This window comes from Azonexus sp. (genome assembly GCF_036170495.1).
GTDB lineage: Bacteria > Pseudomonadota > Gammaproteobacteria > Burkholderiales > Rhodocyclaceae > Azonexus.
This window is the reverse complement of record NZ_JAVHPH010000028.1, coordinates 1-26,705: the sequence shown is the minus strand read 5'-3', so window position 1 is coordinate 26,705 and position 26,705 is coordinate 1. Positions and strand designations below refer to the sequence as shown.

The window sequence follows — 26,705 nt, the reverse complement described above, 5'->3', positions numbered from 1 at the left end:
GCCTCGGCCTGGCCATCACCCGCAAACTGGCCGAAATGATGGGCGGCGCGGCCGGGATGAACAGTACGCCGGGGCAGGGCAGCGTCTTCTGGTTCACCGCCCGGCTCAAAAAAGGCCGGCCCGGGGTCGTGTTGCCGCAGGGCAGTGCCGGCGAGTCCGCCGAGGAGGTGCTGAGCCGGGATTTCCCGGGGCGGCGGATTCTGCTGGTCGATGACGAGCCGGTCAATCGCGAGGTGACGAGCGCCATGCTCGATGCGCTCGGTCTGGCCGTCGATGTCGCCAGCGATGGCCATGAGGCCGTGCGCAAGGTGGCCGCCGGGAACTACGACCTGATTCTCATGGACATGCAGATGCCCAATCTCAACGGCCTGGAGGCGACGCGGCAGATTCGCGCCATGCCCGGCCGGGGCCACGTGCCCATCGTGGCGGTGACCGCCAACATCTTCGCCGAGGATAAGGCTCGTTGCCTGACCGCCGGGATGGATGACTTTCTCGCCAAACCCAGCCCGCCGGGCCAGCTTTTCGCGACGGTGCTCAAGGCGCTGAGGCGCAGTTCCGGCCACCCGATGACCGTGGCTTGAGGCGAAGCGGCGCCTCCGGCGGCAGGGCTTGCCGCCGCTGGGCTTGGCCGGGCGCCGGCGATTGCCGGCGGGGGCGTTGGCATCCAGTGATGATGGCGCTCAAGGGGGCCGACCGAACTGATTCAGGGTGTAAAAAAGTGGCGACTATTTTACAGTGCCATATAAAATAGTCGGCATGAAGCGTTACCTGAATGATCTTGTCGCCACTGATCTTCGGCGCAAAATGGTGTTGCTGACCGGCCCGCGGCAGGTGGGCAAGACGACGCTGTGCCGGCAATTGATGAGCGGCTATGACCGGGCGCAGTATCTGAACTGGGATGTCGCGCCGGATCGGGCCATCTTGCAGCGGCAGAGCTGGAATCCGAAAGCCGGCTTGCTGGCGCTGGACGAGATCCACAAGGTGCCGGACTGGAAGAACTGGCTGAAAGGCATGGTGGACGGTCGTTCTCCGGAGCAGGCCCTGATCGTGACCGGCAGCGCGCGGATGGAGACCTGGCGCCAGAGTGGCGATTCGCTGGCCGGGCGCTACCTGGCCTTTCGCCTGCACCCCGTCTCGGTGCGCGAATGGTGCGAGCAGCAGGGTGGCACGCCCGAGGCAGCGCTGGCCCGCCTGCTCGAGCGCGGCGGCTTTCCGGAGCCCTGCCTGGCGGAACGGCCAGAGGATGCCGAGCGTTGGCGGCGCCAGTATTTCACCGACCTGATCCGCGAGGATGTGCTGGAGTTTTCCCGGCTGCACGAAATCAACACCATGCGCCTGTTTGTCGAACTGCTGCGCGAGCGGGTCGGTTCGCCCCTGTCGCTGGCCTCCATCGCCCGCGACCTGGCCGTTTCGCCGGTGACGCTGAAGCGTTACCTCGACATTTTGCAGGCGCTGTACATTGTGTTCACCGTGCAGCCCTGGCATCACAACATCGCGCGCGCCATCCTGCAGACGCCCAAAGTTTATTTTTTCGATACCGGTCTGGTCCGTGGCGACGACGGTGTGCGTTTCGAGAACGCCGTCGCCGCGATGCTGCTCAAGCATGTGCATTTTCGTCAGGATGCGCTGGGCAAGGCGGCCGGCCTGCATTACATCCGGACCAAGGACGGTGCGGAAGTCGATTTCGTGCTGAGCGAAGAGAATCAGCTGACGCATCTGATTGAATGCAAACTGGCCGACGCGACGCTGGCCCGTGGGTTGGTCGGTTTTGCCGGCAAGTTTCCGCAGGCCGAGGCTATCCAGCTAGTGCGCGACTTGCGTCAGGAGGAGTACCGGCAAGCCGTACATATCACCGATGCCGCACCGTGGCTGCGCCGACTGGATGCCTGAGATGACCCTAAGCCTGACGAGCCGGAAAAACAAAGGACTTCAACGCAGAGGCGCAGAGGGAGCTGAGGTAACGCAGAGGGAACCAGTTTTCTCTGGGTCTCCGCGCCTCTGCGTCGAAAGCGTCTGTCTTCAACCGAGGTTCCCAGAATGACGGCTCCGGTCGACCGCCTGCAGGAGGACGATATCGCCCGCCAGCGGGCGCTGGAACTCGCGTCCTTCATCGTCGAGGCGCCGGCCGGTGCCGGCAAGACGGAGCTGCTGACCCAGCGCTACCTGCGCCTGCTGGCTGTCGTTGCGCATCCCGAGGAAGTGCTGGCGCTGACTTTCACCAACAAGGCGGCGACCGAGATGCGCGACCGCATCCTCGGCAGTCTGGAGCGGGCGGCGAGCGGCAATTTGCCGGCCGAGCCACACAAACAACAGACTTTCGAGCTGGCGCAAAAGGTGCTCGCCCACGACGCGGCGCAAGGCTGGCAGCTGCTTGGTCATCCCGGGCGGCTGCGCATCACGACGCTCGATGCCCTGTGCGCCAGCCTGGCCCGGCAGATGCCTTACCTCAGCCGCTTCGGCGCCCAGCCCGGCGTCGCCGAGGATGCCGAGGCGCACTATGCGACGGCGGCGCGGCGGACGCTCGAAATGGTCGAAGCCGGCGGTGTCGATGCCGACATCGTGGCCGAGGCGCTGGCCTTCATGGACAACAATGCCGGTCGTCTGGAAAAGCTATTGGTTTCGATGCTCGGCCGGCGCGACCAGTGGCTGCAGCACGCCTCGCGCATCGAAAGCGGGGCGCTGAAGGCCGAGGTCGAGGCCGGGTTTGCGGCGCTTATCGAACGCGATCTGGCGGTTGTCGGCGATCGGCTCGACGGCCGCCGGCAAAGCCTGCTCATGCCGCTGGCCCGCTTTGCCGCGGCCAATGTGCCGGGAACGCTCGATTTCATTTTTGACTGGAATGTCCGGTTGACCGTGGGCATTGCCGATTTGCCGCGCTGGCAGGCGGTGGCCGCCTTGCTCATGACCGGCACCGGGACGATTCGCAAAACGGTCGACAAACGCATCGGTTTCCCGGCCGACAAGGAATTTGCCGACCAGAAAAAGGCCATGCTCGAACTGCTCGCCGAGTTGCGCGGCGTCGCCGGGCTGGAAGACGCGCTGGCCATGCTCGGCAAGCTGCCGCAGCCGGAATTGAGTACGGCCGAATGGGCTACCGTCGAATGCTTCTCGCGCCTGCTCCGGCTGGCTGCCGGGCAGTTGTGGCTGGCCTTCCAGGAAGCCGGCGAGGTCGATTTCATCGAAATTGCTGCCCGCGCCGGGATGGCCCTCGGTGACGACGAGGCGCCGACCGATCTGGCCCAGGCGCTCGATTACCGCATTCGTCACCTGCTCGTCGACGAATTCCAGGACACCAGCCCGACCCAGGTCGAGCTCATCGAAAAGCTCACGCGTGGCTGGATGCCGGACGACGGCCGGACGCTGTTCGTCGTCGGCGACCCGATGCAGTCGATCTACCGCTTCCGCAAGGCCGACGTTGGCTTGTTTCTGCGCGTCCGCGAGCGCGGCATCGGCGACATCCGCCTCGGCCACCTGCGCCTGTTCCGCAACAACCGCTCGTATCCGGGCATTGTCGATTGGGTCAATTCGGCTTTCCCGAGCATCTTCCCGGCCGCCGACAGCCCCGAGGCCGGCGCCGTGCGCTACGCCGAATCGGCGGCAACCCGACCGGCGCGCGCCGATAGTGGCGTCGAGGTGCATCCGGTTATCGAACGCGACGGCTCGGATGCCCTCGGCGAAGAAGCCTGCCGCATTCTGGCCATCATCCAGCAGGCGCGCCGCGAAGCCCCGGACGAGCGCATCGCCGTCCTCGTCCGCGCCCGCAGTCACCTCGACGCGCTCGTCGGCGAAATCCGCCGCAGTGCGCCGGATCTGCGCTTCCAGGCCGTCGACATCGAAGGTCTGGACGGCCGCCAGCATGTCCAGGACCTGCTCACCCTGTTTTGCGCCCTGCATCACCGCGCCGACCGCGTGCATTGGCTGGCGCTCCTGCGCGCCCCGTGCTGCGGCCTCAAGCTGGCCGACCTCCATGGGCTGGCCGCCGACGACCGCAAGTCGACGATCTGGCAACTGATGCAGGACGACGCCCGAGTCGCCCGCTTGTCCGCCGACGGCCAAAAACGCCTGTTGCACGTCCGCGAAGTCCTGCAACTGGCCTTCGCCGGCCGCGCCCGCCAGCATCCACGGCGCTGGCTCGAAGGCGTCTGGCTCATGCTCGGCGGGCCGCGCTGCCTCGAAGCGCCCGAGGCGCTCAACGACGTCGATGCCTTCTTCAAGCTCGTCGACAAGCTCGTCGCCAGCCGCAACTTGAGCGCCGAAACGCTGGCGGCCCATGCCGCTGAACTCTATGCCCCGTCCGACCCGCTCGGCGATGCCGTGCAGATGATGACCGTGCACAAATCCAAGGGCCTTGAATTCGACACCGTGATCCTGCCCGGCCTCGACCGCGGCATCGGTGGCAACGAGAGTAGCCTGCTGCTTTGGGACGAAGTGGCCGGCGCCGATGGCGACGAACACCTGCTCGTCGCGCCGATGAAACAGAAGGGCGCCGGCAACGGCGAGCCGACCGCCTACGACTACCTCAAAAAGCTCGAAGCCGAACGTGCCGCCCACGAGGATGAACGCCTGCTCTACGTCGCCGCCACCCGCGCCATCCGCAAGCTGCACCTGCTCGGCGTCGCCGTCGCCGATGACAAGAAGGACGACGGCCTCAAGCCACCCGCCGCTGGCACGCTGCTCCATCTGCTCTGGCCGGGCCTTGCTCAGCCGGTGTTCGCCGGGGCGCTGGCGGGGGGCGGGGCCATTCCGCCGACCAGCCCCGGCATCGACCCGGCGAGCTTCATCCCGCCCCTCGTTCGCCTGCGTGAAACCATGCTGCCGGCTGGCCTTGGCGCTTTGCCCGAAGGCCTGCGCCCGGCCGACAACCGGCTCGATCTCGACGAAGCGGAGTCCGGCCTGTCGCTCGAAGCCTCGGTCGGCACGCTGGTTCATCGCTACCTCGAACTGATGGCGAAAAACGGGCTGGAAAACTGGTCGCCAGCCAGAGTCGCCACGCTCCAGCCAGCCGGCCAGCGCTGGCTGTGCAACCAGGGTCATGGCGAGGAAGAGGCGGCCGGCGGCGCGGCGGAAGTCATTGCGGCGTTGCATGCCACGCTGGCTTCCGACAGCGGGCGCTGGGTCCTTGCCGATCATCCCGAGGCCGCCGCCGAGCAAGCGTGGAGCAGCGCCGAGGGCGATGCTACGGTCAACCATGTGATCGACCGTATTTTCGTCGCCGACGGTTGCCGCTGGATCATCGACTACAAGACGGTGCGCCTGCCCGAGGCCGACTTGGCGCAGCGCGCCGAAAGCTACCGGCCGCAGCTCGCACGCTATGCCGGGCTGTTCGCCGAATCGCCGCTGCCGCTCAGGCTGGCCATTTTCTTTCCGCTGCAGGGGCGGCTGGTCGAACTCGCTCCCTGATTCAGGCCTTGCCGGCGTGGCGTTGACTAGGGTAACGACGGGGCGTTTGTCATATTCATTTCGACTATAATTTCGCTCCGCTCGAAACTCTCCGAAGACAATGTCTCGCGCTGCGCTTCTCTTCCTGTTGTGGTGCGCAATGCCCGCCAGTCCTGGCAGCGGGGCGCTGGCGGCTGACCCGGCCGCGCTGCGTGTGCTGGTTCTCGACAATGCGCCGCCGATGTCGTTTCGCGACCGCTTCGGCCAATTGACCGGTTTCAGTGTCGAGGTTGCCCGCGCCGTGTGCAGCGAAATGCGCGTCAATTGCGCTTTCGACGTCGTCACGCAAAGCGCGCTGCTCCCCGCCATTAGTCAGGGCAAGGCCGACATCGCCGCCGTTGGCTTGCTTGAAACACCGGAGCGGCGCGCCAAGATGCTGTTTGCCAAGCCGTATTACCGCTCAATGTCGCTCTGGCTGGCGCGGCCGGGCGTCGTTCCGGGCCAGGCCGGGGTGCGGGTCGCGGCCGTCGTCGGCTCGGTACAGGAGGCCTATGGCCGCAAACAAGGCTGGGAAATGAACGCCGTGGCGACCCATGGCGAACTGGCCGAACCGCTCATTTCCGGCCAGGCCCAGGCCGTCCTCGTGCCGATGATCTCGGCCCTCAACCTGCAGAAAGTGGCGGCCTTCCGGAAACTGGGGTTGGACGCGACGGTCATCCATGCCCCCGAACTGGGCGGCGATGCCTCGTTTGCCATTTCGCCCTACCGGCCTGAATTGCAAAAAGAAATTAACGCGGCGCTCGATCGCATCAAGCGCAATGGGACGTATGATCGGATCAATTCCCGGTTTTTACCCTTTCGGGTGAGTTGATGCCAGCGATCTCTCCATTTCCAGTCCGTTGTCGGGCTGTCCGAGGCTTGTCGTGATCAAGCCGCTCCAGGCGGTCCGCGCCGGTTGGGCCTTTGCCCTGCTGGCGGCCCTGTTCATGGTTGCCTTCGGGGCTGCTGTCGTGTTGCTCGGGCTCGACCAGCAGCGCGTCATTGACGCCACCAGCCGGCTACAGGAGCAGACGGTGCCGGAAATCATCCGTTTCCAGCGCCTGGCGCGGAATCTCGAACAGCTTCGCCAGGAGGGCGAACGCATCTTCGCCGTCAGTTCGCATGCCTCGCGCCAGCAATCGATGTTCGTCGTGACGCTGATCGCCAGCCACCCGAGCATTCTCGAACATCCAGGCGCCGCCCGCTTGGCGCGCGAAACCGAGCAGTTCCTTGGCGAGGTCGTGCGCCAGTCGATGGCCGACGAACGCCGTCCGGCAAGCCGTTACGACGAGTGGCAACGCCTGGCGGCGCGCCTCGGCGTTCAGGTCGATGACGTCTCGGTGCAGGGCATCAATCTGGCCAATAGCGATCTCGAGGTGGCGAAGAGCGCGATGAAACTGGCGCGTTCCAAGCTGATGATGGCGCTGCTGCTGGTTGGTGTTTTCCTGCTCGGCTTCATGATTCTCGTGCGCCGTCACCTGATTCAACCGCTGCAACAGATCAACCTTGCCCTGTCGACGCTGAGTGCCGACCGTCCGGCGCCCGAATTCAAACCGTCGACGATGCTTGAAATCCAGGCCGTCGAAGAATCCATCCGCGAACACCACGCCCTGCTTATCCAGAACGACGAAACCCGGCAGGTGCTTGAAAACCTGGCCAACAAGGACGGTTTGACCGGGCTGATGAACCGCCGCCATTTCATGCAATCGGCCGAAGTCGAGTTGCAACGCGCCCAGCGCTATCGCCGGCCGGTGACGGTCGCCATGGCCGATCTCGACCTCTTCAAGAAGCTCAACGACACCTACGGCCATGCCGCCGGCGATGCCGTGCTGCGCGCCTTTGCCGGCCTGGTTCAGGACACCTTGCGGCAGTCCGATCTGGTCTGCCGCTACGGCGGCGAGGAGTTCGCCTTCCTGTTCCCGGAAATCGGCCTGGCCGAGACGCAAAAGCTGGCCGAACGGCTGCGGGCGCGTTGTGATGCGATGGAAGTGCCGTTGCCCGATGGCCGCGCGATCAAGGCCACGGTCAGCATTGGGCTGGCCGATGCCAGCGAATGCCCGATCGAAATCGCCCTCAAGCATGCCGACGAGGCGCTCTACGAAGCCAAGCGCCTCGGCCGCAATCGGGTCGTGCAGTGCGCCCCGCCGACGCCGGTGGTCGCCAGCGAAGCGGATACGCAAACGGCCAGGCTGTTCTGAGATTCAGCCCCAGAGCAGGCAGATCCAGACGGCAGCGGCGTTGAGCAGGCTGAGCAGCACGGCGGCACTGCCCATGTCCTTGGCCCGCTTGGCCAGTTCGCTCTTCTCGGGCGACGCCTTGTCGACGACGGCTTCGACCGCTGAATTGAGGATTTCGACGATCAGGATGAGGACGACGCTGCCAAGGAGCAAAGCCCGTTCAACGCCGCTTTTGCCGAGGGTGATGGCCAGTGGAAGGGCGATGGCGGCGAGCCCGATTTCCTGGCGAAAGGCGGCTTCGTTGCGCCAGGCCGCAGCAATGCCGTCGCGCGAGTAGCCCAGCGCGTTGATCAGCCGGCGCAGTCCGCGTTTGCCTTTGAGTTCGGCGGCGCTCATCGTCCTGCCTTACTCCGGTGTTTTGAATTTTGGCCGTTTTTTCCGGTTGATCGTGGGAGCATCGTTTCTGGCTATTTCTTGTCGAGCAGCGGCTTGAGGAAGCGGCCGGTGTGGCTGGCCTTGCATTTGGCGACCTGTTCCGGGGTGCCGGCAACGAGGATGCGGCCGCCGCCGTCGCCGCCTTCCGGGCCGAGGTCGACGATCCAGTCGGCGGTCTTGATGACGTCGAGGTTGTGCTCGATGACGACGATGGTGTTGCCGTTGTTGGCCAGGCGCTGGAGGACGCTGAGCAGCATTTCGATGTCCAGGAAATGCAGGCCGGTGGTCGGTTCGTCCAGGATGTAGAGGGTGCGGCCGGTGTCGCGCTTGGAGAGTTCGAGGGCCAGCTTGACGCGCTGCGCCTCGCCGCCGGATAGCGTGGTCGCGCTCTGGCCGAGGGTGATGTAGCTCAGGCCGACATCGACCAGCGTCTGCAGCTTGCGGGCGATATTGGGCACCGGGTCGAAGAACTCACGGGCCTGCTCGACGGTCATGCCGAGGATGTCGTAAATGTTCTTGCCCTTGTACTGGACTTCCAGCGTTTCGCGGTTGTAGCGCTTGCCGTGGCAGACGTCGCAGGGCACGTAGATGTCGGGCAGGAAGTGCATTTCGACCTTGATCATGCCGTCGCCCTGGCAGGCTTCGCAGCGCCCGCCCTTGACGTTGAAACTGAAACGCCCGGGGCCGTAGCCGCGCACGCGGGATTCGGGCACCTGGGCGAACAGTTCGCGGATCGGCGTCAAGAGGCCGGTGTAGGTCGCCGGGTTGGAGCGCGGCGTGCGGCCGATGGGGGCCTGGTCGACGTTGATGACCTTGTCGAACAGTTCGAGGCCGATGATTTCCTTGTACGGCGCCGGTTCGGTCGTCGAGCCGTAGAGATGGCGGGCGGCCGCGGCGTAGAGCGTGTCGTTGATGAGCGTCGATTTGCCCGAGCCGGAAACGCCGGTGATGCAGGTGAGCAGGCCGCCGGGGATTTCGAGCGTGACGTCTTTCAAATTGTTGCCGTAGGCGCCGACGACTTTGAGTTGTTTGTTCGGATCTTGCGGTCGACGTGATTTGGGCGCCGAAATCGATTTGCGGCCGGACAGGTAGTCGCCGGTCATCGACAGCGGGTTGGCCTGAACTTCGGCCGGTGTGCCCTGAGCGACGACGGCGCCGCCATGGACGCCGGCACCGGGGCCGATGTCGACGACGTAATCGGCGCTGCGGATGGCGTCTTCGTCATGCTCGACAACCAGAACCGAGTTGCCCATGTCGCGCAGGTTCTTGAGCGTTTGCAGCAGGCGGTCGTTGTCGCGCTGGTGCAGGCCGATGGAGGGTTCGTCGAGGACGTACATGACGCCGGTCAGCCCCGAGCCGATTTGCGAGGCCAGCCGGATGCGCTGCGCTTCGCCGCCGGACAGCGTTTCGGCCGAGCGTTCGAGGCACAGGTAGTCGAGGCCGACGTTGATCAGGAAGCTCAGGCGGGCGGTGATCTCTTTCAAAATCTTGTCGGCGACCTGCGCCTTGTTGCCGGCGAGCGTCAGGCAATTGAAGTAATTGCGCGCCTCGCCAAGCGGCAGGCGGCTGATGTCGTGCAGCGTCTTTTCGCCAACGCGCACGTGGCGCGCCTCGACGCGCAGCCGGGTGCCGGCGCAGCTCGGACAGGCCGAACTGCTGACGTATTTCGACAATTCCTCGCGCACGGCATTCGACTCGCTGCCGCGGTAGCGCCGTTCGAGGTTGGGGATGATGCCCTCGAAACTGTGGCTGCGGTCGAAGCGCGTGCCCTTTTCGTTGAGGTAACGGAAATTGATCGCCTCGCTGCCCGAACCGTAGAGGATCAGCTTCTGGAACTTATCTGGCAGCTCGCTCCATGGCGTGTCGACCGAGAAACCGTAGTGCTCGGCGATCGATTCGATGATCTGGAAATAGAACTGATTCTTCTTGTCCCAGCCGCGAATGGCCCCGCCCGCCAGCGAGGCGGCCGGGTTGGTGACGACGCGCTTGGGGTCGAAGAACTGGATGACGCCGAGCCCGTCGCACTTCGGGCAGGCGCCCATCGGGTTGTTGAAGGAAAACAGGCGGGGTTCGAGTTCCTGCAAGGCATACGAGCAAACCGGGCAGGCGAACTTGGCGGAGAACATGTGCTCCTTGCCGTCGTCCATCTCGAGCGCGATGGCCCGGCCTTCGGCATGGCGCAAGGCCGTTTCGAACGATTCGGCCAGGCGCTGGCGCATGTCGTCGCGCACTTTCAGGCGGTCGACGACGACATCGACAGTGTGCTTGTGCGTCTTGGCCAGCTTGGGCACGTCGTCGATTTCATAGACCGTGCCGTCGACGCGAACGCGGGCGAAGCCCTGGGCGCGCAGTTCGGTGAACAGGTCGAGCTGCTCGCCCTTGCGGTTGGCGATGACCGGGGCAAGGATCATGAGCCGGGTTTCGGCCGGCAGGGCGAGGACCGAATCGACCATCTGCGACACCGTCTGCGCTTCGAGCGGCTGGTTGTGGTCGGGGCAATACGGCGTGCCGGCGCGGGCGAAGAGCAGGCGCAGGTAATCGTGGATTTCGGTAACGGTGCCGACGGTCGACCGCGGGTTGTGCGAGGTGGCCTTCTGTTCGATGGAAATGGCCGGGCTCAGGCCTTCGATCAGGTCGACATCGGGCTTTTCCATGAGCTGCAAAAACTGCCGGGCGTAGGCCGAAAGCGATTCGACATAACGCCGCTGACCCTCGGCGTACAGCGTGTCGAAGGCGAGCGAGGACTTGCCCGAGCCGGACAGCCCGGTGATCACGATGAGCTGGTTACGCGGCAGATCGAGGTTGATGTTCTTTAAATTATGGGTGCGCGCGCCGCGAATGCGGATGAATTCCATCGCTGTTTTTTCGCTGTTTGGGGAAGGGGAAACTATACGCAAAAAAGCCGGGTTCGCCCCGGCTTCGTTTGCTTTCAATTGAAAATTGCCACTCCGTGCCCCCGGCGCTGATCCCACGGTCAACCGGGAAAAGAGCGAATTTTTAAAATCACGGAGAGGCCCTCTTTTACTGCGGAGCTTGCCGCTTCGGCGATGAGCCTTCAAAATATGCGCAAAACATTTTTTATGGATTTTTCATGGCACGGAAAGTGTGTCCGCCGCTGGCCGGCGCCATCAATCTGGCAACAAGCCTGCCCTGGCAGGTTGGCGGGCTGCTGGCCCTGATCGCCTACTGGTTTTTCCACGAATTTGCCGCACCGATGGTCCTCGGCAAGGGCGGCGATGACCATCTGTCCAGCCTTTCGCAGTACATCGTGCCAGGCTTGCTGTTGATTCTCGCGCTGATCTCTTTCATGCACCGTCGGGGCCCGGTCGATCCGGTAGAGATGGTCAGCCCGACGTCCGATGCGTTGGCGCGGATGAGTCTTCATGATGTCGAAAAACTGGTCGCCGAAGCGTTTCGGCGCGAAGGCTTTCTGGTTGCCGAGCGCGCCGGGTCTTTGCATCAGGGCTGCGTCGATCTCGAGTTGTTTATGGGGCGCGACCGTTATCTCGTGCATTGCCGTCGGTGGCAGGAAAAAGCCGTCAATGCCCTCGTTGTGCGCGAATTGTCGGCCGCGATCAGCGCCGAACGGGCCATGGGCGGGTTCATCGTGGCCGCCGGCCGGCTTACCGATGAGGCGAGAAAAGCCGCCTTGGGCCGCTCGATTCGCGTCATCCCGGCCGACTCCTTGCGGCGGCTGATCAAGAAAGTGAGTGCGTCGAGCACCGGCGAAGTCAGCATTTCTCCGATGTTCTCCCGGCGTCGCCATGACCCGGCGCCGCCGGCCTGCCCGAATTGCGGCAAGGTGATGATGCGGCGGATGAAAAAGCGGGGCGGAACCACCGTCCAGGACGACTGGGGGTGCACCAGTTTCCCGGCCTGCCAGGGGCGTCGGGAAGTCTAGGCGACGCCGGTTCGGTCACGGGTCAGGTGGCGCGCCACTGGCCGGAGCGTTTCGATTTTGGCCGCTTTTTCCGGTTGACCGTGGGCCTCGCCGAGTCGCGTTGCCGCTTCGCCAAACCTGCTAATATGGCCGCTTCGCTGCAATGCAACAATTAAAAACGACAATGGCCTCCCCCAACGACCGCATGAGCCCCGAGGAACGCCGCGCCGGCGCCTCCCTGGCCTCCATCTTCGCCCTGCGCATGCTCGGGCTTTTCCTCATCCTGCCGGTGTTTTCGGTCTATGCGAAAACGCTGCCCGGCGGCGACAACCTGGCGCTGGTCGGTTTCGCGCTTGGCGCCTATGGGCTGACGCAGGCCTTCTTCCAGATTCCCTACGGCATCGCCTCGGATATTTTCGGGCGCAAGCCGGTCATCGTCGTCGGCCTGCTCGTCTTCGCGCTGGGCAGTTTCGTCGCCGCCTGGGCGCCGGACATGACCTGGATCATCATTGGTCGCGTGCTGCAGGGCATGGGCGCCATCTCGGCCGCCGTAACAGCGCTGGCCGCCGACCTGACGCGCGAGGAGCACCGGACCAAGGTGATGGCCATGATCGGCTCGTCGATCGGCCTCGTTTTCGCGCTGTCGCTGGTCGGCGCCCCCATCCTTTACGGCTGGATCGGCATGGCCGGCCTGTTCATCATGACCGGCGTGCTCGCCCTGGCCGCCATCGTCCTGCTACTCAAGACCGTGCCGCCGGCCCCGCCGCCGCTTGGTCATGAGAAGCTGCCGCTGCGCCAGGTGCTTTTCGATCCGGACCTGATTCGCCTCAATGTTGGCATCTTTGTCCTGCACATGACGCAGATGGCCATGTTTGTCGTCCTTCCGCACGCCCTGGTCAATCATGGCGGGCTGGAAGCCGCGGCGCACTGGAAGGTTTACCTGCCGGCCGTTCTCCTTTCCTTTGCCATCATGGTTCCGGCCATCATTGCTGCCGAGCGCAAGGACAAGATGCGGCCGATTTTTCTCGCTGCCATCGCGCTGCTTGTCGTCGTTCAGTCCGGCCTGCTTCTCTACAGCGCCAGCCTGTGGGCGCTGGCCCTGTGGCTGGTCCTTTTCTTCGTTGCCTTCAACGTGCTCGAAGCGACGTTGCCTTCGCTCGTCTCGCGCACGGCGCCGCCTGCCGCCAAGGGCGCGGCGCTCGGGGTTTACAACACGACGCAGGCGATCGGGCTATTCGTCGGCGGTGCAGCCGGCGGCTATATTGCGCAGAATTTCGGCGATAATGCGGTTTTTGCTGCCTGCACCGGGCTGATTCTGGTCTGGCTAGTGGTAGCAAACTCAATGAATTTTCCGCCACGGCGCCTTGCCGCCGCGGCGACCCAAACTGCTTAGGAGACAGGGGCAATGGCATCGGTAAATAAAGTGATTCTCGTCGGCAACCTTGGGCGTGATCCTGAGGTGCGCTATACCGCAAGCGGTGACGCGATCTGCAACCTGAGTGTGGCGACGACCGACAATTGGCGCGACAAGGCCAGCGGCGAGCGCAAGGAAGTGACTGAGTGGCACCGCGTGTCTTTTTTTGGCAAGACCGCCGAAGTTTGCGGGCAGTACCTGAAAAAAGGCTCGCAGATCTATGTCGAGGGCAGCATTCGCACGCGCAAATGGACCGACAAGGATGGCCAGGAGAAATACACGACCGAAATTCGCGGCGACCAGATGACCATGCTCGGCTCGCGCCAGGGTATGGGCGCTCCGGCCGGCGGCGGTGGTGGCGCTTACGACAGCGAACCGACTGATTATTCGCCAGCGCCGGCCAAGAACAAGCCGAAACCGTCCTTCGACGATCTCGGCGACGACATCCCGTTTTAAAAATGGAACTGCTTGCGCTGCTCGTGTGATGCGGTGCAATTCCCTTTTTACCCAGAGGTAAACCAGCATGGCCAGCGCCGTCACCTTCAAGATTCTTGAGGACATCGCCCGGGATCTTTCCGGCAATGAAATCACTTTTCCGACCTTCCTCGACATCACCTTCCAGGTGCGTGCCGCGCTCAAGGACCCGAATCTGAACGTCGAACAACTGGCCAAGCTGGTCGGTGCCGAGCCGCTGATGAGCGCCAAGATCATCCGCATGGCCAATTCGGTGGCACTCAACCCGAGCGGTCGTGAAGTGGCCGACGTCAAGAGCGCCATCGTCCGCGTCGGCATGGAAGCCGTGCGCACGGTGTCGTTCGCCGTGGCCATGGAGCAATTGCTCAAATCGAAGCAGATGCAGCCGTTCGAGGAAATTTCCCATCGGCTGTGGGAGCACACCTCGCACGTCGCCGCGTTGTGTCGCGTGCTGGCCCGCAAGAAGGCCCGGATCAACGGTGACGAGGCGATGTTTGCCGGCCTGGTGCACGATCTCGGCGTCTTCTATCTGATGTCGCGTGCCGCCAACTTCCCCGAGTTGGTCAACGACAAGGTCGAGTTGCATGCCTTGCTGGTTGGCTGGCACGACAACATCGGTCACGCCCTGCTGTCGGCGATGGGCTTGCCGGAATCGGTGCTCGAAGCGGTTCGGGATCACGAAACCGAGCGCGAAATCAAGGCCATCGACAACCTCTCCAACGTCCTGTTCATCGCCAACAAGATCGCCAACCGGACGTCGAGCTGGCGCGACAAGGAACTCGACGGCGAGATCGATACCTCGATTCTCGACACGCTTTTCGATGCCGATGCGCTGGCCGAGATCGTCGAAGAGTCGGAAGAGGAAGTGCATTCGCTGAAGGCGGCGCTCGGGGGCTAAACTCCGGGGCGTTGAGCTAGACCGGTCAGTAGACTGCCGAATCGACAGGGAGCGGGATTGATGGGCAGTCATCACGAGGTGGACATTTCCGGCCAGCGCTTTGCCGCGCTGGCCCTGGCTGCTCTCGGTGTGGTCTATGGCGACATCGGAACCAGCCCGCTGTACGCGGTGAAGGAGGTCTTCGCCGGCAACCATCCTATCCCGGTCACCGTCGGCAACATTTACGGCAGCCTGTCGCTCTTCTTCTGGGCGCTCATTGTCGTCGTCTCGATCAAGTACGTCTGCTTCATCATGCGCGCCGATAACCGCGGCGAGGGCGGCATCATGGCGCTCATCGCGCTGGCCCTGCACACGGCCCAGAATAAGCCGAAGCAGACCCGGCTCATCATGATTTTCGGCGTCCTCGGGGCGGCCATGTTCTACGGCGACGGCATGGTGACGCCGGCGATTTCCGTGCTCTCCGCCGTCGAGGGGCTGGAGATCATCACGCCGGCCTTCAAATCCTTCGTCATCCCGATCACCATGCTCGTCCTGTTTGGTCTGTTCTTCGTCCAGCGGAGCGGCACGGCCAAGGTTGGCGCCTTTTTCGGGCCGGTCATGATGCTGTGGTTCACCGTGCTGGCGCTGCTCGGGCTGCACAATATCGTCGAACATCCGGGCATCCTGATGGCGATCAACCCGCTGTACGGCATCGAATTCCTGCTCGAAAACAAGGCCATGTCGCTGGTCGCCATGGGTAATGTCGTGCTCGCCGTGACCGGGGCCGAGGCGCTCTACGCCGACATGGGCCACTTCGGCCGCAAGCCCATTTCCCGTGCCTGGTTCGCCTTCGTGCTGCCGGCACTGGTTCTCAATTATTTCGGACAGGGCGCGCAGATCCTGGCCGAGCCGGCAACGGCCAAGAATCCCTTCTTCCTGTCGGCGCCGGAGTGGGCGCTGATCCCGCTCGTCGTGCTGGCCACGCTGGCCACCGTGATCGCCTCGCAGGCCGTCATTTCCGGGGCTTTCTCGGTGACGCGCCAGGCCATGCAGCTCGGTTTTGTGCCGCGCATGGAAGTGCAGCATACGTCGGACAAAGAGCAGGGCCAGATCTACCTGCCGGCCGTCAACTGGGGCCTGATGGTTGCCGTGATGATCCTCGTTCTCGGCTTCAAATCGTCGAACAACCTGGCAGCGGCCTACGGCATCGCGGTGACCGGCGACATGGTGATCACCTCCATTCTCGCCACCGTGGTTGTCGCCAAGGTCTGGCAATGGGGCTGGTTCAAGGCCGGGCTGATCTTCGCCTGCTTCCTCGCGGTCGAGCTCGTCTTTCTTGCTGCCAACGTTCTCAAGATTCCCGATGGCGGCTGGTTCCCGCTGCTCGCCGGGATGGCCATCTTCATCGTCATGATGACCTGGAAGCGCGGTCGCCAGCTGCTCTCTGACCGCCTGCAAGGCGAGCGTCTGGAGCTGTCGATGTTCCTCGACTCGCTCGGCACGTCGATGCCGACCCGCGTTGCCGGCACCTCGGTTTTTCTTAACGCCGATCCGAAGGGCGTGCCGCATGCGCTGCTCCACAACCTGATGCACAACAAGGTGGTGCACGAACGGGTGGTGCTGCTCTCGGTGCAGTTCTTCGACGTGCCCTACGTGCCCGACATCGACCGCGTCGAAGTGCGGCCACTCAAGGAAAATTTCTGGAGCGTCATCATCCAGTACGGCTTCAAGGACGAGCCCAATGTGCCGGCGGCCCTGGCCTTGTGTGCCGATGCCGGGCTGGCGTTCAGTCCGCTGGAGACCTCATATTTCATCGGCCGCGAAACCTTGATTCCCCGGCTTGGTTCGGACATGGCGTTTTGGCGGGAGAAGATTTTTGTGGCCATGTTCCGCAACGCGGGGTCGGCGACGGCGTTTTTCAGGATTCCGAGTAATCGGGTGGTCGAGCTCGGGACGCAGGTCGTGTTGTAGCTTCGGGCGCGAGGGGCGCCTGTAGCGCAGGGTCCGTTGTTTTTCCGGCGGCAGTCCGGAATTTGAGCTTGGGGTTCCGCCAAAGGCGTCCATGCTCGACCGATGTGCTGCAAAGAACTGATTCCCACGGTCAACCGGGAAAAAGGCCAAAAAATGAAATCCCCTGCTCAACCACGGACGCCTTACCGGGTCCCTTGTGAGGTGCCGAGCAACGCAGGGGCTGGCGGATAAAGGGCGAGGACTGTCTGAGGGCGAAGCCCGAGTTCCGCAGCCCCCGCCAGCACCGAGTAGCGCAGGGAACCGGCGCAGCCGGCACCGACCCAGGGTCGCCTTCTTTTTGCTTACTTTTTCTTGGCGAAGCAAGAAAAAGTGAGACGCCCCTCAAGGGCGGAACCCCAAGCCAGAAAGTAGGCCCGTGCATCAGGCGCGAAACCTCGCCCGTGCCATTGGCGCAAAAAAATCAGCGCCTGATCAAAGCCGCCGAATCTTCTCCAGCAATGCCGTCGTCGATTTCTGGTGAATGAAGGGTATGGAGTGCACCGTTCCCCCCCAGCCGCGTACCTCGGTGCAGCCGACAATCTTGTCCACCGGCCAGTCGCCGCCCTTGACGAGAATGTCCGGCCGGCATTCGAGGATGCGCTGTAGTGGCGTGTCTTCGTCGAACCAGGTGACCAGCGCGACGCATTCGAGGGCCGCCATCACGGCCAGGCGGTCTTCGAGCGCGTTGACCGGTCGGTCGTCGCCCTTGCCCTGGCGTTTGACCGAGGCGTCGGTGTTGAGCGCCACCACCAGGCTGGCGCCGAGGGCGGCGGCCTGCGTCAGATAGGTGACATGGCCGCGATGCAGGATGTCGAAGCAGCCGTTGGTGAAGACCAGGGGGCGGGCGAGCTGGGCGACTCTGGCGGTCAACTGCTCGGGCGGGCAGATTTTCGTTTCGAAGCGGGGGGCGGCGTAGGTCATGGCGACATCACGGGTTGAGGACAGGTCGTCATTTTAGTGGCGTTTGGCTGTCGGCGCGGCCTGTCATCCCGACGTAACATCGGCTGGCTAGTGTGCAGGGCACTCCATCGAACCCAGCGGAATTCAATTGCCCTTGTCTCGGCGCAGCACCTTTCTGGCTCTCGTTGCGCTGCTTGCCAGCGTCTTGCTGACGGCCTGTTCGCCACGCCAACTGGTCGTCGGCAGCATCGCCGACGAACTGGCGGGGCAAGGCCAGGCCAGCGAAAACGATCTCGATCTGGCCCGCGAGGCGAGCGCCTTTTACCTGAAACTGTCTGAATCCGTGCTGCGCAGCGACCCCGGCCATCGTGGGCTGGCCGAGTCGGTGGCCGGTGGCTTCACGCAGTACGCCTACGCTTTCGTCGCTTTCGAGGCGGACCGCATCGAGGCCAAGGATGCCAGGGCCGCCGAGCGACTGCGCCAGCGCGCCGCGCTGCTTTATCGACGGGCGCATCGGCATGCGATGGCGGCGCTGGAACAGGAAATTCCCGGTTTCGTCCGCGCCCTCCATGCCCCACAGGCGGCCGACTGGCCGACGCTGGCGCCGGCTCAGGTCGGCCTCGCTTACTGGGCGGCGGCTTCGTGGGGCGGCTGGATTTCGCTGTCGAAGGATGATCCCGATGTGGTCGCCGATCTGCCGCTGGCCGTGCGCCTGACACAACTGGCCTGGCAGGCCGATCCAGCCTGGGGGCAGGGCGGGCTGACCGGTTTGCTGGCGACTTTCGAGGCGTCACGCCCGGGCGGCAGCCAGGCACAGGCGTTGGTCTGGTACGACCAGGCGATTGCCCAGGGCGGCGGCACGAGTGCCGGCGCGCTGGTCGGCAAGGCCGAGGGCTACGCCCAGCCGGCCGGCGATCGCGCGCTGTTCGAGTCGCTGCTCCAGCAGGCCGTGGCCATCAAGGATGCGCCGGACAGCCCGCAGGCCCTGCAGAACGAAGTCATGCGTCGCCGTGCCGCATGGCTGCTGGAGCAGGCGCCCGACCTGTTTTGAACGACCCGATTTCCCGGAGAGAACAATGAAAACCAGACTGGCTGCGCTCCTGCTCGGCGCCGTGCTTGCCCTCAATGCCTTTGCCGCCGACAAGCAGTTGCGTATCGGCACGCTGGCCGCGAAGAATTCGCTCTACCACCGTCAGCTCATGGAACTCGGCGAAGCCTGGCGCACGGCGCAGGGCGGCCAAGGCAAGTATCTCGTTTATCCGGATGGCAGCCAGGGGGGCGAGACGGACATGGTGCGCCGCATGCGCATCGGCCAGTTGCAGGGCGGACTGCTCTCGGTGGTCGGGCTGCGCGAGATCGAGCCGTCGATTGCCGCGCTGCAGAACATGCCGATGATGTTCAAGAGCTGGGAGGAGGTCGATTACGTGCGCGAGAAGATGCGCCCGGCCATGGAGAAGAAATTCCTCGAAAAGGGTTTTGTCGTGCTCGCCTGGGGCGATGCCGGCTGGGTGCGCTTTTTCAGCAAGACGCCGGCCTTCGCGCCGAACGATTTCAAGGGCATGAAGTTCTTTGCCTGGGGCGCCGAGGCCGACCAGCAGGAAATCATGAAGAACCTCGGCTACACGCCGGTGCCGCTGGAAACGGCCGACATCCTGCCGGCCATCCAGACCGGCATGATCAACGCCGTGCCGTCGACGCCGTATTTCGCGCTGGCGACGCAGATCTACACGACGGCCAACCACATGCTGGACCTCAACTGGTCGCCGATTGTCGGCGCCCTGATCATCACCAAAAAAGCCTGGGATGAGCTGACGCCGGAAGGCCAGGTCATCGTCCGCGAAGCCGGTGCCAAGGCCGGCGTTCAACTGCGCGCCAAGGCCCGGCAGGAGGTCGACGAGGCGGTCGAGGCGATGAAAAAGCGCGGCCTGACGGTCAACAAGCCGAATGCCGAGCAGATGAAGGAATGGAATGCGCTGGCCGACGGGCTCTACCCGCGCATCCGCGGCAAGCTCGTGCCGGCCGAGCAGTTTGACGAAGTCGTCGCGCTGCTCAAGGCTTTCCGCGCTGGCAAGAAGTAACCGGTATTGGTTTTGCACGGTATGAACCGGAAAAATTTGCTTGAAACGCAGAGGCGCGGAGACTCAGAGGGAAGCCAAGGAGGTGAGTTTCGTAAAATGTTTTTGCGTTTTTCTCCGCGTCTCTGCGCCTCTGCGTCGAGGTTTTTAGAATGAATCCCCTCATGCGCCGTTTCGGTGAATTCGACGCGCTGATTGCTGGCGGCGCGCTGCTCGTCATGCTACTCGTGCCGCTGCTCGAAATCGTTCTGCGCCCGCTGTTCGGTTCGGGCATCGATAACGCGCCGGTGCTCGTCCAGCACTGCGGATTGCTGCTCGCCATGTTCGGCGCGCTGCTCGCCGAACGTGGCCTGCACCTCAGTGCGCTGGGCGCCGGCTTCACCGCCTCGGCCAAACCGCTGGTTCGCAACAGCGCTGTGCTTTTCGGCAAGGCCAGCGCCGCCGTGCTGTGCGGCATGCTGGCACAGGCGAGTTGGACGTTTGTCGCCACGGAAATGGAAATGCCGCGCGACATCGCCTACGGTGTCGCCGGCTGGATGTTCGAAATTGCCATGCCGCTCGGCTTCGCTCTGCTTGGCCTCAAGCTCGCCTCGCGCCTCACGGCTAACCTGGCTGGCCGCATTGTTCTTGCCTTGGCCTTGCCGGTCGCCGGTTACCTTTTTGCCCAGCATTTCGACGGCAGCACCCTGCCGATCTGGCCCTTTACCCTGTGGCTGACGCTGATCCTCTTTTGCGGCGCGCCGATCTTCGCTGTGCTCGGCGGCCTGGCCCTGGCGCTGTTCTGGAGCGAAGGCCAGCCGCTCGCCTCGGTGCCGCTCAGCCACTACCAGATCACGGTCAATCCTTCGCTGCCGGCGCTACCCTTGTTCACGCTGGCCGGCCTGCTCTTCGCCCGGACCGGCGCCGCGGCGCGCCTCGGCGAGGTGTTCACGGCGGCCTTCGGCAGCGGCGTGGCCGGCACGGCGATCGCGGCAGCGGTGCTCTGCTCGTTTTTCACCGCCTTCACCGGCGGCAGCGGCGTCACCATTCTGGCGCTAGGCGGCCTGCTGCTGCCGCTGCTCACCAAGGCCGGCTTTCCCGAGCCGCGCGGCATCAGCCTGGTGACCAGCGCCAGCGCGCTCGGCGTGCTGCTGGCGCCGTCGGTGCCGTTGATCATGGTCGCCATCATCGCCCGCGTGCCGATCAACACCATGTTCCTGGCCGGCGTGCTGCCGGCCGTGCTCATGGTCGCCTGCCTGCTGCTGGTCGGCGGTTATCTGCGGCGGGGCGGCGTTGTTGCAGCGTCGATGAGCGATGCCACGGTCAACCGGGAAAATGAGCCAAAATCGAAAAGTCTGGGCTGCGCGCTGTGGGTCGCCAAATGGGAGCTGTTGGCGCCGGTCGTCGCCATCGGCTCACTGGTCAGCGGCCTCGCGACGCCGACCGAGAGCGCCGCGCTGACGGCCATCTACGCGCTGCTCACCCAGTCCGTCGCGCATCGCGAACTCGACTGGCCGGATTTCCGCAAGACGCTTGTCGATTGCGCCGAGGTCATCGGCGGCATCATGCTCATCCTCGGCATGGCGCTCGGTCTGACCAACTACCTGGTCGATGCCGGCATTCCCGACGCGGCCATCGAGTGGGTGCAGTCGGTGCTGCCCAACAAGTTCGCCTTCCTCATCGCGCTTAACGTCTTCCTGCTACTGGCCGGCGCCTTGATGGAAATCTACGCGGCCATCGTCGTTCTCGTCCCGCTGCTGCTGCCCGTGGCGCTCGCCTACGGCATTGATCCGGTGCACTTTGGCGTGATTTTCCTGGCCAATATTGAGATGGGTTTTCTCTGCCCGCCGGCCGGCATGAACATCTATTTTGCCTCGGCGATGTTCGGCAAGCCGATCCGCTACGTCGCTGCTGCGGTCTTGCCCGCGGTGTTCGCCATGTTCATCGGGGCGCTGATCATTTCGGCCTTGCCCTGGCTGGCGACCTGGTTGCCGAAAATGGCCGGTTTTTACGGTTGACCGCGCCCCGCAGGAAGCACTCTTGGGGTGTGGGAATGGCCATGGCCATGGCTGACCACGGCTGATTGCCTAGCGGGCCGCCAGCAGGCGACCGAGCAGGCTGCCCGAGTTTTCCCGGCCGGTCAGGACAAAGTCCAGTTCGTTGGCGTTTTTCAGGGTCAGTTCGAGGTCGCGCTGGGCGCGCAGCGGGCTGGCCATCAATAGCTGGTCGCCGGCCTGCAACGGGAAATCGTCGCCCGGTAGCAGGTGGCAGTCGGGGCCGCGTTCGACGAGCAGCGGGACGGCGGGCTGACGGCGGCTGCGGTCGGCGCCGTCGGGCAGGAGGTGGCCGAGGCGAATCGACCGATTGTGCATCAGGGCCCGCCAGGCGGCGGGGGCTTCGGCGGCATTCAGCCGGATGTCCCAGACGGCCGGGGTTAGCCCGCCGCACTCGGCGTGCAGGCGTTCGACCAACTGCCGACAATGGTTTTCATCGAGGCTGTGCAGGCGTTCGAGAAAGCGGGCGAGCAGGGGCGCGGTGAGGATGGCGATGCATTCCTGGGCGACGATGCGGCTGGGCAGTACGGTGAAATCCGCACCGTAGGCGGTGAACAGCGCGCTGTTGGCAGCGTGGTTCTGGCGTGTCACGACGAACAGTTCGGGCTTGATTTCGCTGGCCGTGACGGCGATCGACAGGTTGTTCACGTCGTTGTCGCTGCCGGCGACGATGCCCGAGGCCGTTTCGATGCCGGCCTGGCGCAGGGTGATGGCTTCGGTGCCGTCGCCGACGAACTGCTGGTCGGCATCCTTGGCCGCCGGGTCGATGATGGTCAGCGTGATGCCGGTGTCGCGCAGGCGATCGGCCACGGCATGGCCGAAATGGCCGTAGCCGCACAGAATCCAGTGGCCGCGCGGCGGGCGGTGCGGTTTTGGGGTGGGACTTTCGGGCAGGCTGGTGAGTAGCTCGATCAGGCGAAAGCGCTCGGGGGCGGCAACGGCCAGGGCCAGATGGTCGGCAAAACGCTCGAAAGGATTGATGATGTGGTCGGTGCCGAACGAGGCCATGTTGGCCATGGTCGATGCCGTGCGGGCGCGGGCGATGATCGGGATGCCGGGGTTGAGCAGGCGGACGGCGATGGCGATGGCCAGGTTGGCCTGCTCGTCGTTGGTGATGGCCAGTACGCCGCGGCATTTCGGGTGTTTGAGACCGGCCAGCAGCAGGTTGTCGGGCCGACTGGCGTCGGCGGCGAGGGCCGGGGTGTCGGTCTTGAAATCCTGCAGATCGAGTTCCTCGACGCGCAGTTCGTCTTTTTCAAGGACGACGAAGGCCTGGTTGATGCGGTCGAAAGTGCGGGCGATCAGGTTGCCGGTTTCGCCGCAGCCACAGACGATGTAGAACGGCGCCTTGAGCCGGCGGACGCGCCGCACGAAGCGGTTGGCCGTCAGCGTGTTCTGGAAGCCCTTGTCCTGGAGCAGGGCGATCAGCGTGATGACCGAATACGACCAGCCGACGACGGTCAGGTAGATGCAGACCGTGACCCACAGGCGCTGGGCGTCGGAAAAGGCGCCGGGGATTTCGCCGAAGCCGATGGTCGTTGCCGTGTAGCTGACGAAATAGAAAGCGTGGAAGAAACTGAGCGGCGGGGCCACCCGGCCCTCGGCGTCGACGCCGGGAACGAGCGTCAGGCCGATGATCGAAATGGCGTAGATGACGATCAGGCCGATGATCGGCGCCCGCATGCGGCGGAGGACAAGGAAGAAGGCGCTGTTCACGCGCGGCTCCCGGCTAGCGCCGCAGCATGACGGTTTCGACGATGAGGATGATGACCGAGACGATGTTGGCGAACAGCGCACCGCCGGATAGTGAAACGACGCTGGAGGTGACATGCGCCGTCATGCCGACGCCGGTGATGTGCTCGGCAACGCCCCAGGTGATGGCGGCGGCGATTAGCTGCAGGTCGGCGACCAGGCTGGTCGATAGGTGGATGGCGCCGATCTGCGTGCGGTCGCCGAATTTGAGGGCGGTGGCGATCAGGCTGACGACCAGCGCGGCGGCCAGTTCATAGACGCTGTGCAACTCGGGGCGTTCGATGTCGCCGATGAAGAAGCCGAAATTCAGCGTCGCCGCCAGCACGATGAAGAAGCCGAAGATGACCTTTTCGAGATTCATTGTTCTTTCCCCCTTGCGCTGCCCCGGCTCTTGCTGGCCGGGGTTCCACGGTCAACCCGGAAAATCAGCGATTTTCGACCGGGGCGCTGGCTGGCGGCGGGGTGCGGGCGCCGAGCGTCTGGTTGTCGAGGCGGCGGGTATCCTCGTCACCGATGATTTCCAGCACATTGACGACCTTCTTGACGCCGGAGGTGGTGCGCGCGACATCGACAGCGACCTTGGCCTCGCGGGCATTGACGATGCCCATCAGATGGACGATGGCGCGTTCGGTGACGACCTTGATGTGGTTGGCCGAAATCTGGTTGGAGTCGACCAGCCGGGCCTTGACCTTGGAGTCGATGTACGAATCGGTGCTGCGGCTACCGAGCGACGAGGCCGGGCCGACACCGAGTTCGTTGTACACCTCGCGCACGCCGTCGAGCTTGCGGGTTTCGGCTTCGATGGCGGCCTTGGCTTCCTCGTTCGGCACTTCGCCGGTGATCAGGACACGGCGGTTGTACGAGGTGAAATTGAGGTGCGAGAAGGTCTTGTATTGGTCGGCAACGTGATTGCTGGCCTTCCACTCGGTCGTTTCGTCATCGGCCTGGGTGCCGGTCGAGCGCCGGTCATGGGCCGACATGACGCCGGCCGCAGCGCCGCCGACAATGACCGGGACGCAGCCCTGGAGCATCGGCAGGGCAAGGATCAGCGCCGCAGCGGCGAGGGTGAGTTTGGTTTTTTGCATCATTCGACTCCCAATAAGAGTGCATCGATCCCATCGCACAGGCAATGGATGACGAGCAGGTGGGTTTCCTGGATTCGCGCCGTCCGCTCGGCCGGCACGCAGAGATGAATATCGTCGTCACGCAGCATGTCGCCGATCAGGCCGCCGCCCTTGCCGGTCAGCGCGACGATGTGCATGTCGTGTTCGTGGGCCGACTTGATGGCTTCGATAACGTTGGCCGAGTTGCCCGAGGTCGAAATGGCCAGCAGCACGTCGCCGGCATGGCCGAGGCCGCGCACCTGGCGGGAGAAAATCTGGCTGAACGAGTAATCGTTGGCGACGGCGGTGATGATCGAGGTGTCGGTGGTCAGCGCGATGGCCGCCAGTTCCTGCCGTTCGGCCTCGAAACGGCCAATCAGCTCGGCGGCGAAATGCTGGGCATCGCCGGCCGAGCCGCCATTGCCGCAGGCCAGGATCTTGCCGCCGTTGATCAGGCAGTTGGTCATCGTTTCGATCGCCGCGGCAATCGGGGCCGCCATCATGTCGACGGCGTTCAGCTTGGTTTGGGCGCTGTCTTCGAAATGCTGGGCAACGCGGGCAATCAAATCCATATCGTTCAATGGGTTGGGGCTAGAAGTGAAAGCATTCTACCTCACAGCTCGACGAAGACTTCGAACGCCAGTCGTTGCCATGGATTTTTGTTGTCGCTCAGCGACGACACGCGGCCACTCAGCCGCTCGCCGGCATCCATGGCGGCGGCCACGGCGCGGTTCTCGGCGCGCGGCACGTAGCCGAGCTGGTGGCCGCGCCATTCGACGCGGATGGCGTTGCGGTCGTGCTTGTTGTCGGGCTCGCGGATCAGGGCCAGGGCGTCGCCAACCTTGATCTCGCCCCAGAAATCGCCGAGCGCGTAATACTGGCTGCCGGCCAGCGGCGAATTCTGGACCAGCATGCGCACGCTGTCGGCCTGCGCCACCGCCAGCCACAAGGCCAGGCTAATCGTCAGCAGAAAACGCATTTTTGATCCATTCGAGCTGCTCGCCATCAATCAGCACGCAGTCGAAACGGCAGTCGCAATCCCGCTTGCCGAGCAGGTAATGCTGGGCAGCGAGGACGATGCGGCGGCGCTTGCTCGCCGTGATGCTCGCCCCGGCGCCGCCGAAATCGCTGCGGCTGCGCTGGCGGACTTCGACAAAAACCAGCACCTTGCCATCGCGGCAAATGAGGTCGATCTCCCCGCCGCGGATTCGGAAATTGCGCGAAATTACCGGTTGACCGTGGGATTCGAGATAACGCGCCGCCCGTTCTTCGGCTTCGCGGCCGCGCGTCGTGGTGGTATCGTTGGTCTTTGCCTGCATCTTGAAAATAATGACGAAAGAATGATGGAAGAGCCCGTCGCATTGTATGTCGTCCCGACGCCGCTCGGGAATCTCGCCGACCTGACCCGCCGCGCCGAGGAAATCCTGCGCAGCGTGCCCTGGGTCGCTGCCGAGGACACCCGCCACAGCGGCCCGCTGCTCAAGCAACTTGGCGCCCAGGCGCGGACCATTCCGGCCCACCAGCACAACGAACACGAAGCCGCTGCCCGCATCGTCGACAAGCTGCAGGCCGGCGAAGCCGTGGCGCTCATTTCCGACGCCGGCACGCCGGGCATTTCCGATCCCGGCGCCCGCATCGTCGCGGCCGTCCGCGCCGCCGGCTGCAAGGTTATTCCGCTGCCCGGCCCATGCGCCGCGACGACGGCCTTGTCCGGCTCCGGCCTGCTGGACGAACATTTCCTGTTCTACGGCTTCCTGCCGAGCAAGGGCGGCCAGCGCCGGCAAGCCCTGGAGGAATTGCGCGAGCATGAATGCGCGCTGGTCTTCTACGAAGCGCCGCACCGCGTGCTCGAAACGGTCGAGGACATAGCTACCGTCTTCGGCAACCGCACGCTGGTCATTGCCCGCGAACTGACCAAGTTGTTCGAGTCGATCCATTCCTTGCCGGCGGGCGAAGCGCTCGAATGGCTCAAGGCCGACCCCAACCGCCAGCGTGGCGAATTCGTCCTGATGCTCTCGGGTGCCCCGGCCCATGCCGAGAGCGGCGAAGGCGAGCGCGTTCTGAAATTGCTGTTGGCAGAAGGGCTGCCGGTCAAACAGGCCGCCAAGCTCGCGGCGGCGATTACCGGCATGGCCAAGAACGCGCTCTACGATCTCG

At 64.2% G+C, this 26,705-nt stretch carries 23 protein-coding genes; 14 read left to right on the top strand and 9 right to left on the bottom strand.

Annotation, left to right across the window (positions count from 1 at the left end; translation table 11 throughout):
• The 5 genes from ADADOO_RS01260 to ADADOO_RS01240 all read left to right on the top strand — a co-directional run.
• On the top strand, positions 1-581 hold a 581-nt coding region (locus tag ADADOO_RS01260; RefSeq protein WP_511274352.1), incomplete at its 5' end, for a response regulator.
• A 175-nt stretch (positions 582-756) separates the two neighbouring features.
• The gene (locus ADADOO_RS01255) at positions 757-1,890 is read left to right on the top strand and encodes an ATP-binding protein (RefSeq protein WP_511274351.1); all 1,134 of its coding nucleotides are present in this window, start codon (positions 757-759) and stop codon (positions 1,888-1,890) included.
• A 147-nt stretch (positions 1,891-2,037) separates the two neighbouring features.
• A complete protein-coding gene (locus tag ADADOO_RS01250; RefSeq protein WP_511274350.1) occupies positions 2,038-5,400 on the top strand; it encodes a UvrD-helicase domain-containing protein in 3,363 nt (1,120 codons plus the stop codon).
• A gap of 139 nt (positions 5,401-5,539) precedes the next feature.
• A complete protein-coding gene (locus ADADOO_RS01245; protein WP_511274349.1) occupies positions 5,540-6,250 on the top strand; it encodes an ABC transporter substrate-binding protein in 711 nt (236 codons plus the stop codon).
• A 52-nt stretch (positions 6,251-6,302) separates the two neighbouring features.
• Positions 6,303-7,616: a GGDEF domain-containing protein gene (locus ADADOO_RS01240; RefSeq protein WP_511274348.1), complete on the top strand. Its 1,314-nt coding sequence runs from the start codon at positions 6,303-6,305 to the stop codon at positions 7,614-7,616.
• Between the two features lie 3 nt (positions 7,617-7,619).
• On the opposite strand, the gene ADADOO_RS01235 is transcribed toward ADADOO_RS01240, so the two are convergent.
• Together ADADOO_RS01235 and uvrA are read right to left on the bottom strand one after the other, a co-directional pair.
• Entirely contained in the window at positions 7,620-7,991 is a 372-nt protein-coding gene (locus tag ADADOO_RS01235) for a diacylglycerol kinase (protein WP_511274347.1), read from the bottom strand.
• A gap of 71 nt (positions 7,992-8,062) precedes the next feature.
• Positions 8,063-10,885 carry an excinuclease ABC subunit UvrA gene (gene uvrA, locus ADADOO_RS01230; protein WP_511274346.1) on the bottom strand — a complete coding sequence of 941 codons (2,823 nt, stop codon included), beginning with the start codon at positions 10,883-10,885 and terminating at the stop codon, positions 8,063-8,065.
• A 236-nt stretch (positions 10,886-11,121) separates the two neighbouring features.
• On the opposite strand from uvrA, the gene ADADOO_RS01225 reads away from it, so the two are divergent.
• From ADADOO_RS01225 to ADADOO_RS01205, 5 genes are all read left to right on the top strand, one after another.
• Positions 11,122-11,931 carry a restriction endonuclease gene (locus ADADOO_RS01225; RefSeq protein WP_511274345.1) on the top strand — a complete coding sequence of 270 codons (810 nt, stop codon included), beginning with the start codon at positions 11,122-11,124 and terminating at the stop codon, positions 11,929-11,931.
• A 163-nt stretch (positions 11,932-12,094) separates the two neighbouring features.
• The gene (locus tag ADADOO_RS01220) at positions 12,095-13,303 is read left to right on the top strand and encodes an MFS transporter (RefSeq protein WP_511274344.1); all 1,209 of its coding nucleotides are present in this window, start codon (positions 12,095-12,097) and stop codon (positions 13,301-13,303) included.
• 12 nt (positions 13,304-13,315) lie between these two features.
• Positions 13,316-13,780 (top strand): single-stranded DNA-binding protein, encoded by a 465-nt coding sequence (gene ssb / locus ADADOO_RS01215; protein ID WP_511274343.1) that lies wholly within the window; start codon positions 13,316-13,318, stop codon positions 13,778-13,780.
• A gap of 67 nt (positions 13,781-13,847) precedes the next feature.
• A complete protein-coding gene (locus ADADOO_RS01210; RefSeq protein WP_511274342.1) occupies positions 13,848-14,696 on the top strand; it encodes an HDOD domain-containing protein in 849 nt (282 codons plus the stop codon).
• A 60-nt stretch (positions 14,697-14,756) separates the two neighbouring features.
• The gene (locus ADADOO_RS01205; RefSeq protein WP_511274341.1) at positions 14,757-16,646 is read left to right on the top strand and encodes a potassium transporter Kup; all 1,890 of its coding nucleotides are present in this window, start codon (positions 14,757-14,759) and stop codon (positions 16,644-16,646) included.
• Positions 16,647-17,117: 471 nt separating this feature from the next.
• Here ADADOO_RS01205 and rfaE2 read toward each other — a convergent pair whose 3' ends face one another.
• Positions 17,118-17,606: a D-glycero-beta-D-manno-heptose 1-phosphate adenylyltransferase gene (rfaE2, locus tag ADADOO_RS01200; protein ID WP_511274340.1), complete on the bottom strand. Its 489-nt coding sequence runs from the start codon at positions 17,604-17,606 to the stop codon at positions 17,118-17,120.
• 127 nt (positions 17,607-17,733) lie between these two features.
• On the opposite strand from rfaE2, the gene ADADOO_RS01195 reads away from it, so the two are divergent.
• From ADADOO_RS01195 to ADADOO_RS01185, 3 genes are all read left to right on the top strand, one after another.
• On the top strand, positions 17,734-18,636 hold the full coding sequence (locus tag ADADOO_RS01195) for a TRAP transporter TatT component family protein (RefSeq protein WP_511274339.1): 903 nt from the start codon (positions 17,734-17,736) through the stop codon (positions 18,634-18,636).
• A 25-nt stretch (positions 18,637-18,661) separates the two neighbouring features.
• The gene (locus ADADOO_RS01190; protein WP_511274338.1) at positions 18,662-19,663 is read left to right on the top strand and encodes a TRAP transporter substrate-binding protein; all 1,002 of its coding nucleotides are present in this window, start codon (positions 18,662-18,664) and stop codon (positions 19,661-19,663) included.
• Positions 19,664-19,812: 149 nt separating this feature from the next.
• Positions 19,813-21,657, top strand: a complete 1,845-nt coding sequence (locus ADADOO_RS01185; RefSeq protein WP_511274337.1) for a TRAP transporter large permease subunit — start codon at positions 19,813-19,815, stop codon at positions 21,655-21,657.
• 69 nt (positions 21,658-21,726) lie between these two features.
• On the opposite strand, the gene ADADOO_RS01180 is transcribed toward ADADOO_RS01185, so the two are convergent.
• The 6 genes from ADADOO_RS01180 to ADADOO_RS01155 all read right to left on the bottom strand — a co-directional run bounded on the left by ADADOO_RS01180 (position 21,727) and on the right by ADADOO_RS01155 (position 25,867).
• A complete protein-coding gene (locus tag ADADOO_RS01180) occupies positions 21,727-23,409 on the bottom strand; it encodes a potassium channel family protein (RefSeq protein WP_511274336.1) in 1,683 nt (560 codons plus the stop codon).
• A gap of 13 nt (positions 23,410-23,422) precedes the next feature.
• Positions 23,423-23,806 (bottom strand): DUF6394 family protein, encoded by a 384-nt coding sequence (locus ADADOO_RS01175; RefSeq protein WP_511274335.1) that lies wholly within the window; start codon positions 23,804-23,806, stop codon positions 23,423-23,425.
• 64 nt (positions 23,807-23,870) lie between these two features.
• Positions 23,871-24,530, bottom strand: coding sequence for a BON domain-containing protein (locus tag ADADOO_RS01170; RefSeq protein ID WP_511274334.1), 660 nt, complete (start codon positions 24,528-24,530; stop codon positions 23,871-23,873).
• A complete protein-coding gene (locus tag ADADOO_RS01165) occupies positions 24,530-25,120 on the bottom strand; it encodes a phosphoheptose isomerase (RefSeq protein ID WP_511274333.1) in 591 nt (196 codons plus the stop codon). The genes ADADOO_RS01170 and ADADOO_RS01165 overlap by 1 nt, the downstream gene beginning before the upstream one ends.
• 41 nt (positions 25,121-25,161) lie before the next feature.
• Positions 25,162-25,527, bottom strand: coding sequence for an HIRAN domain-containing protein (locus ADADOO_RS01160; protein WP_511274332.1), 366 nt, complete (start codon positions 25,525-25,527; stop codon positions 25,162-25,164).
• Complete coding sequence (locus ADADOO_RS01155) at positions 25,505-25,867, bottom strand: YraN family protein (RefSeq protein ID WP_511274331.1); 363 nt, start codon at positions 25,865-25,867, stop codon at positions 25,505-25,507. The genes ADADOO_RS01160 and ADADOO_RS01155 overlap by 23 nt, the downstream gene beginning before the upstream one ends.
• A gap of 21 nt (positions 25,868-25,888) precedes the next feature.
• Between ADADOO_RS01155 and rsmI the strand changes: the two genes are divergently transcribed.
• Positions 25,889-26,705: 16S rRNA (cytidine(1402)-2'-O)-methyltransferase (gene rsmI / locus ADADOO_RS01150; protein WP_511274330.1), on the top strand; the 817-nt coding region annotated here is incomplete at its 3' end.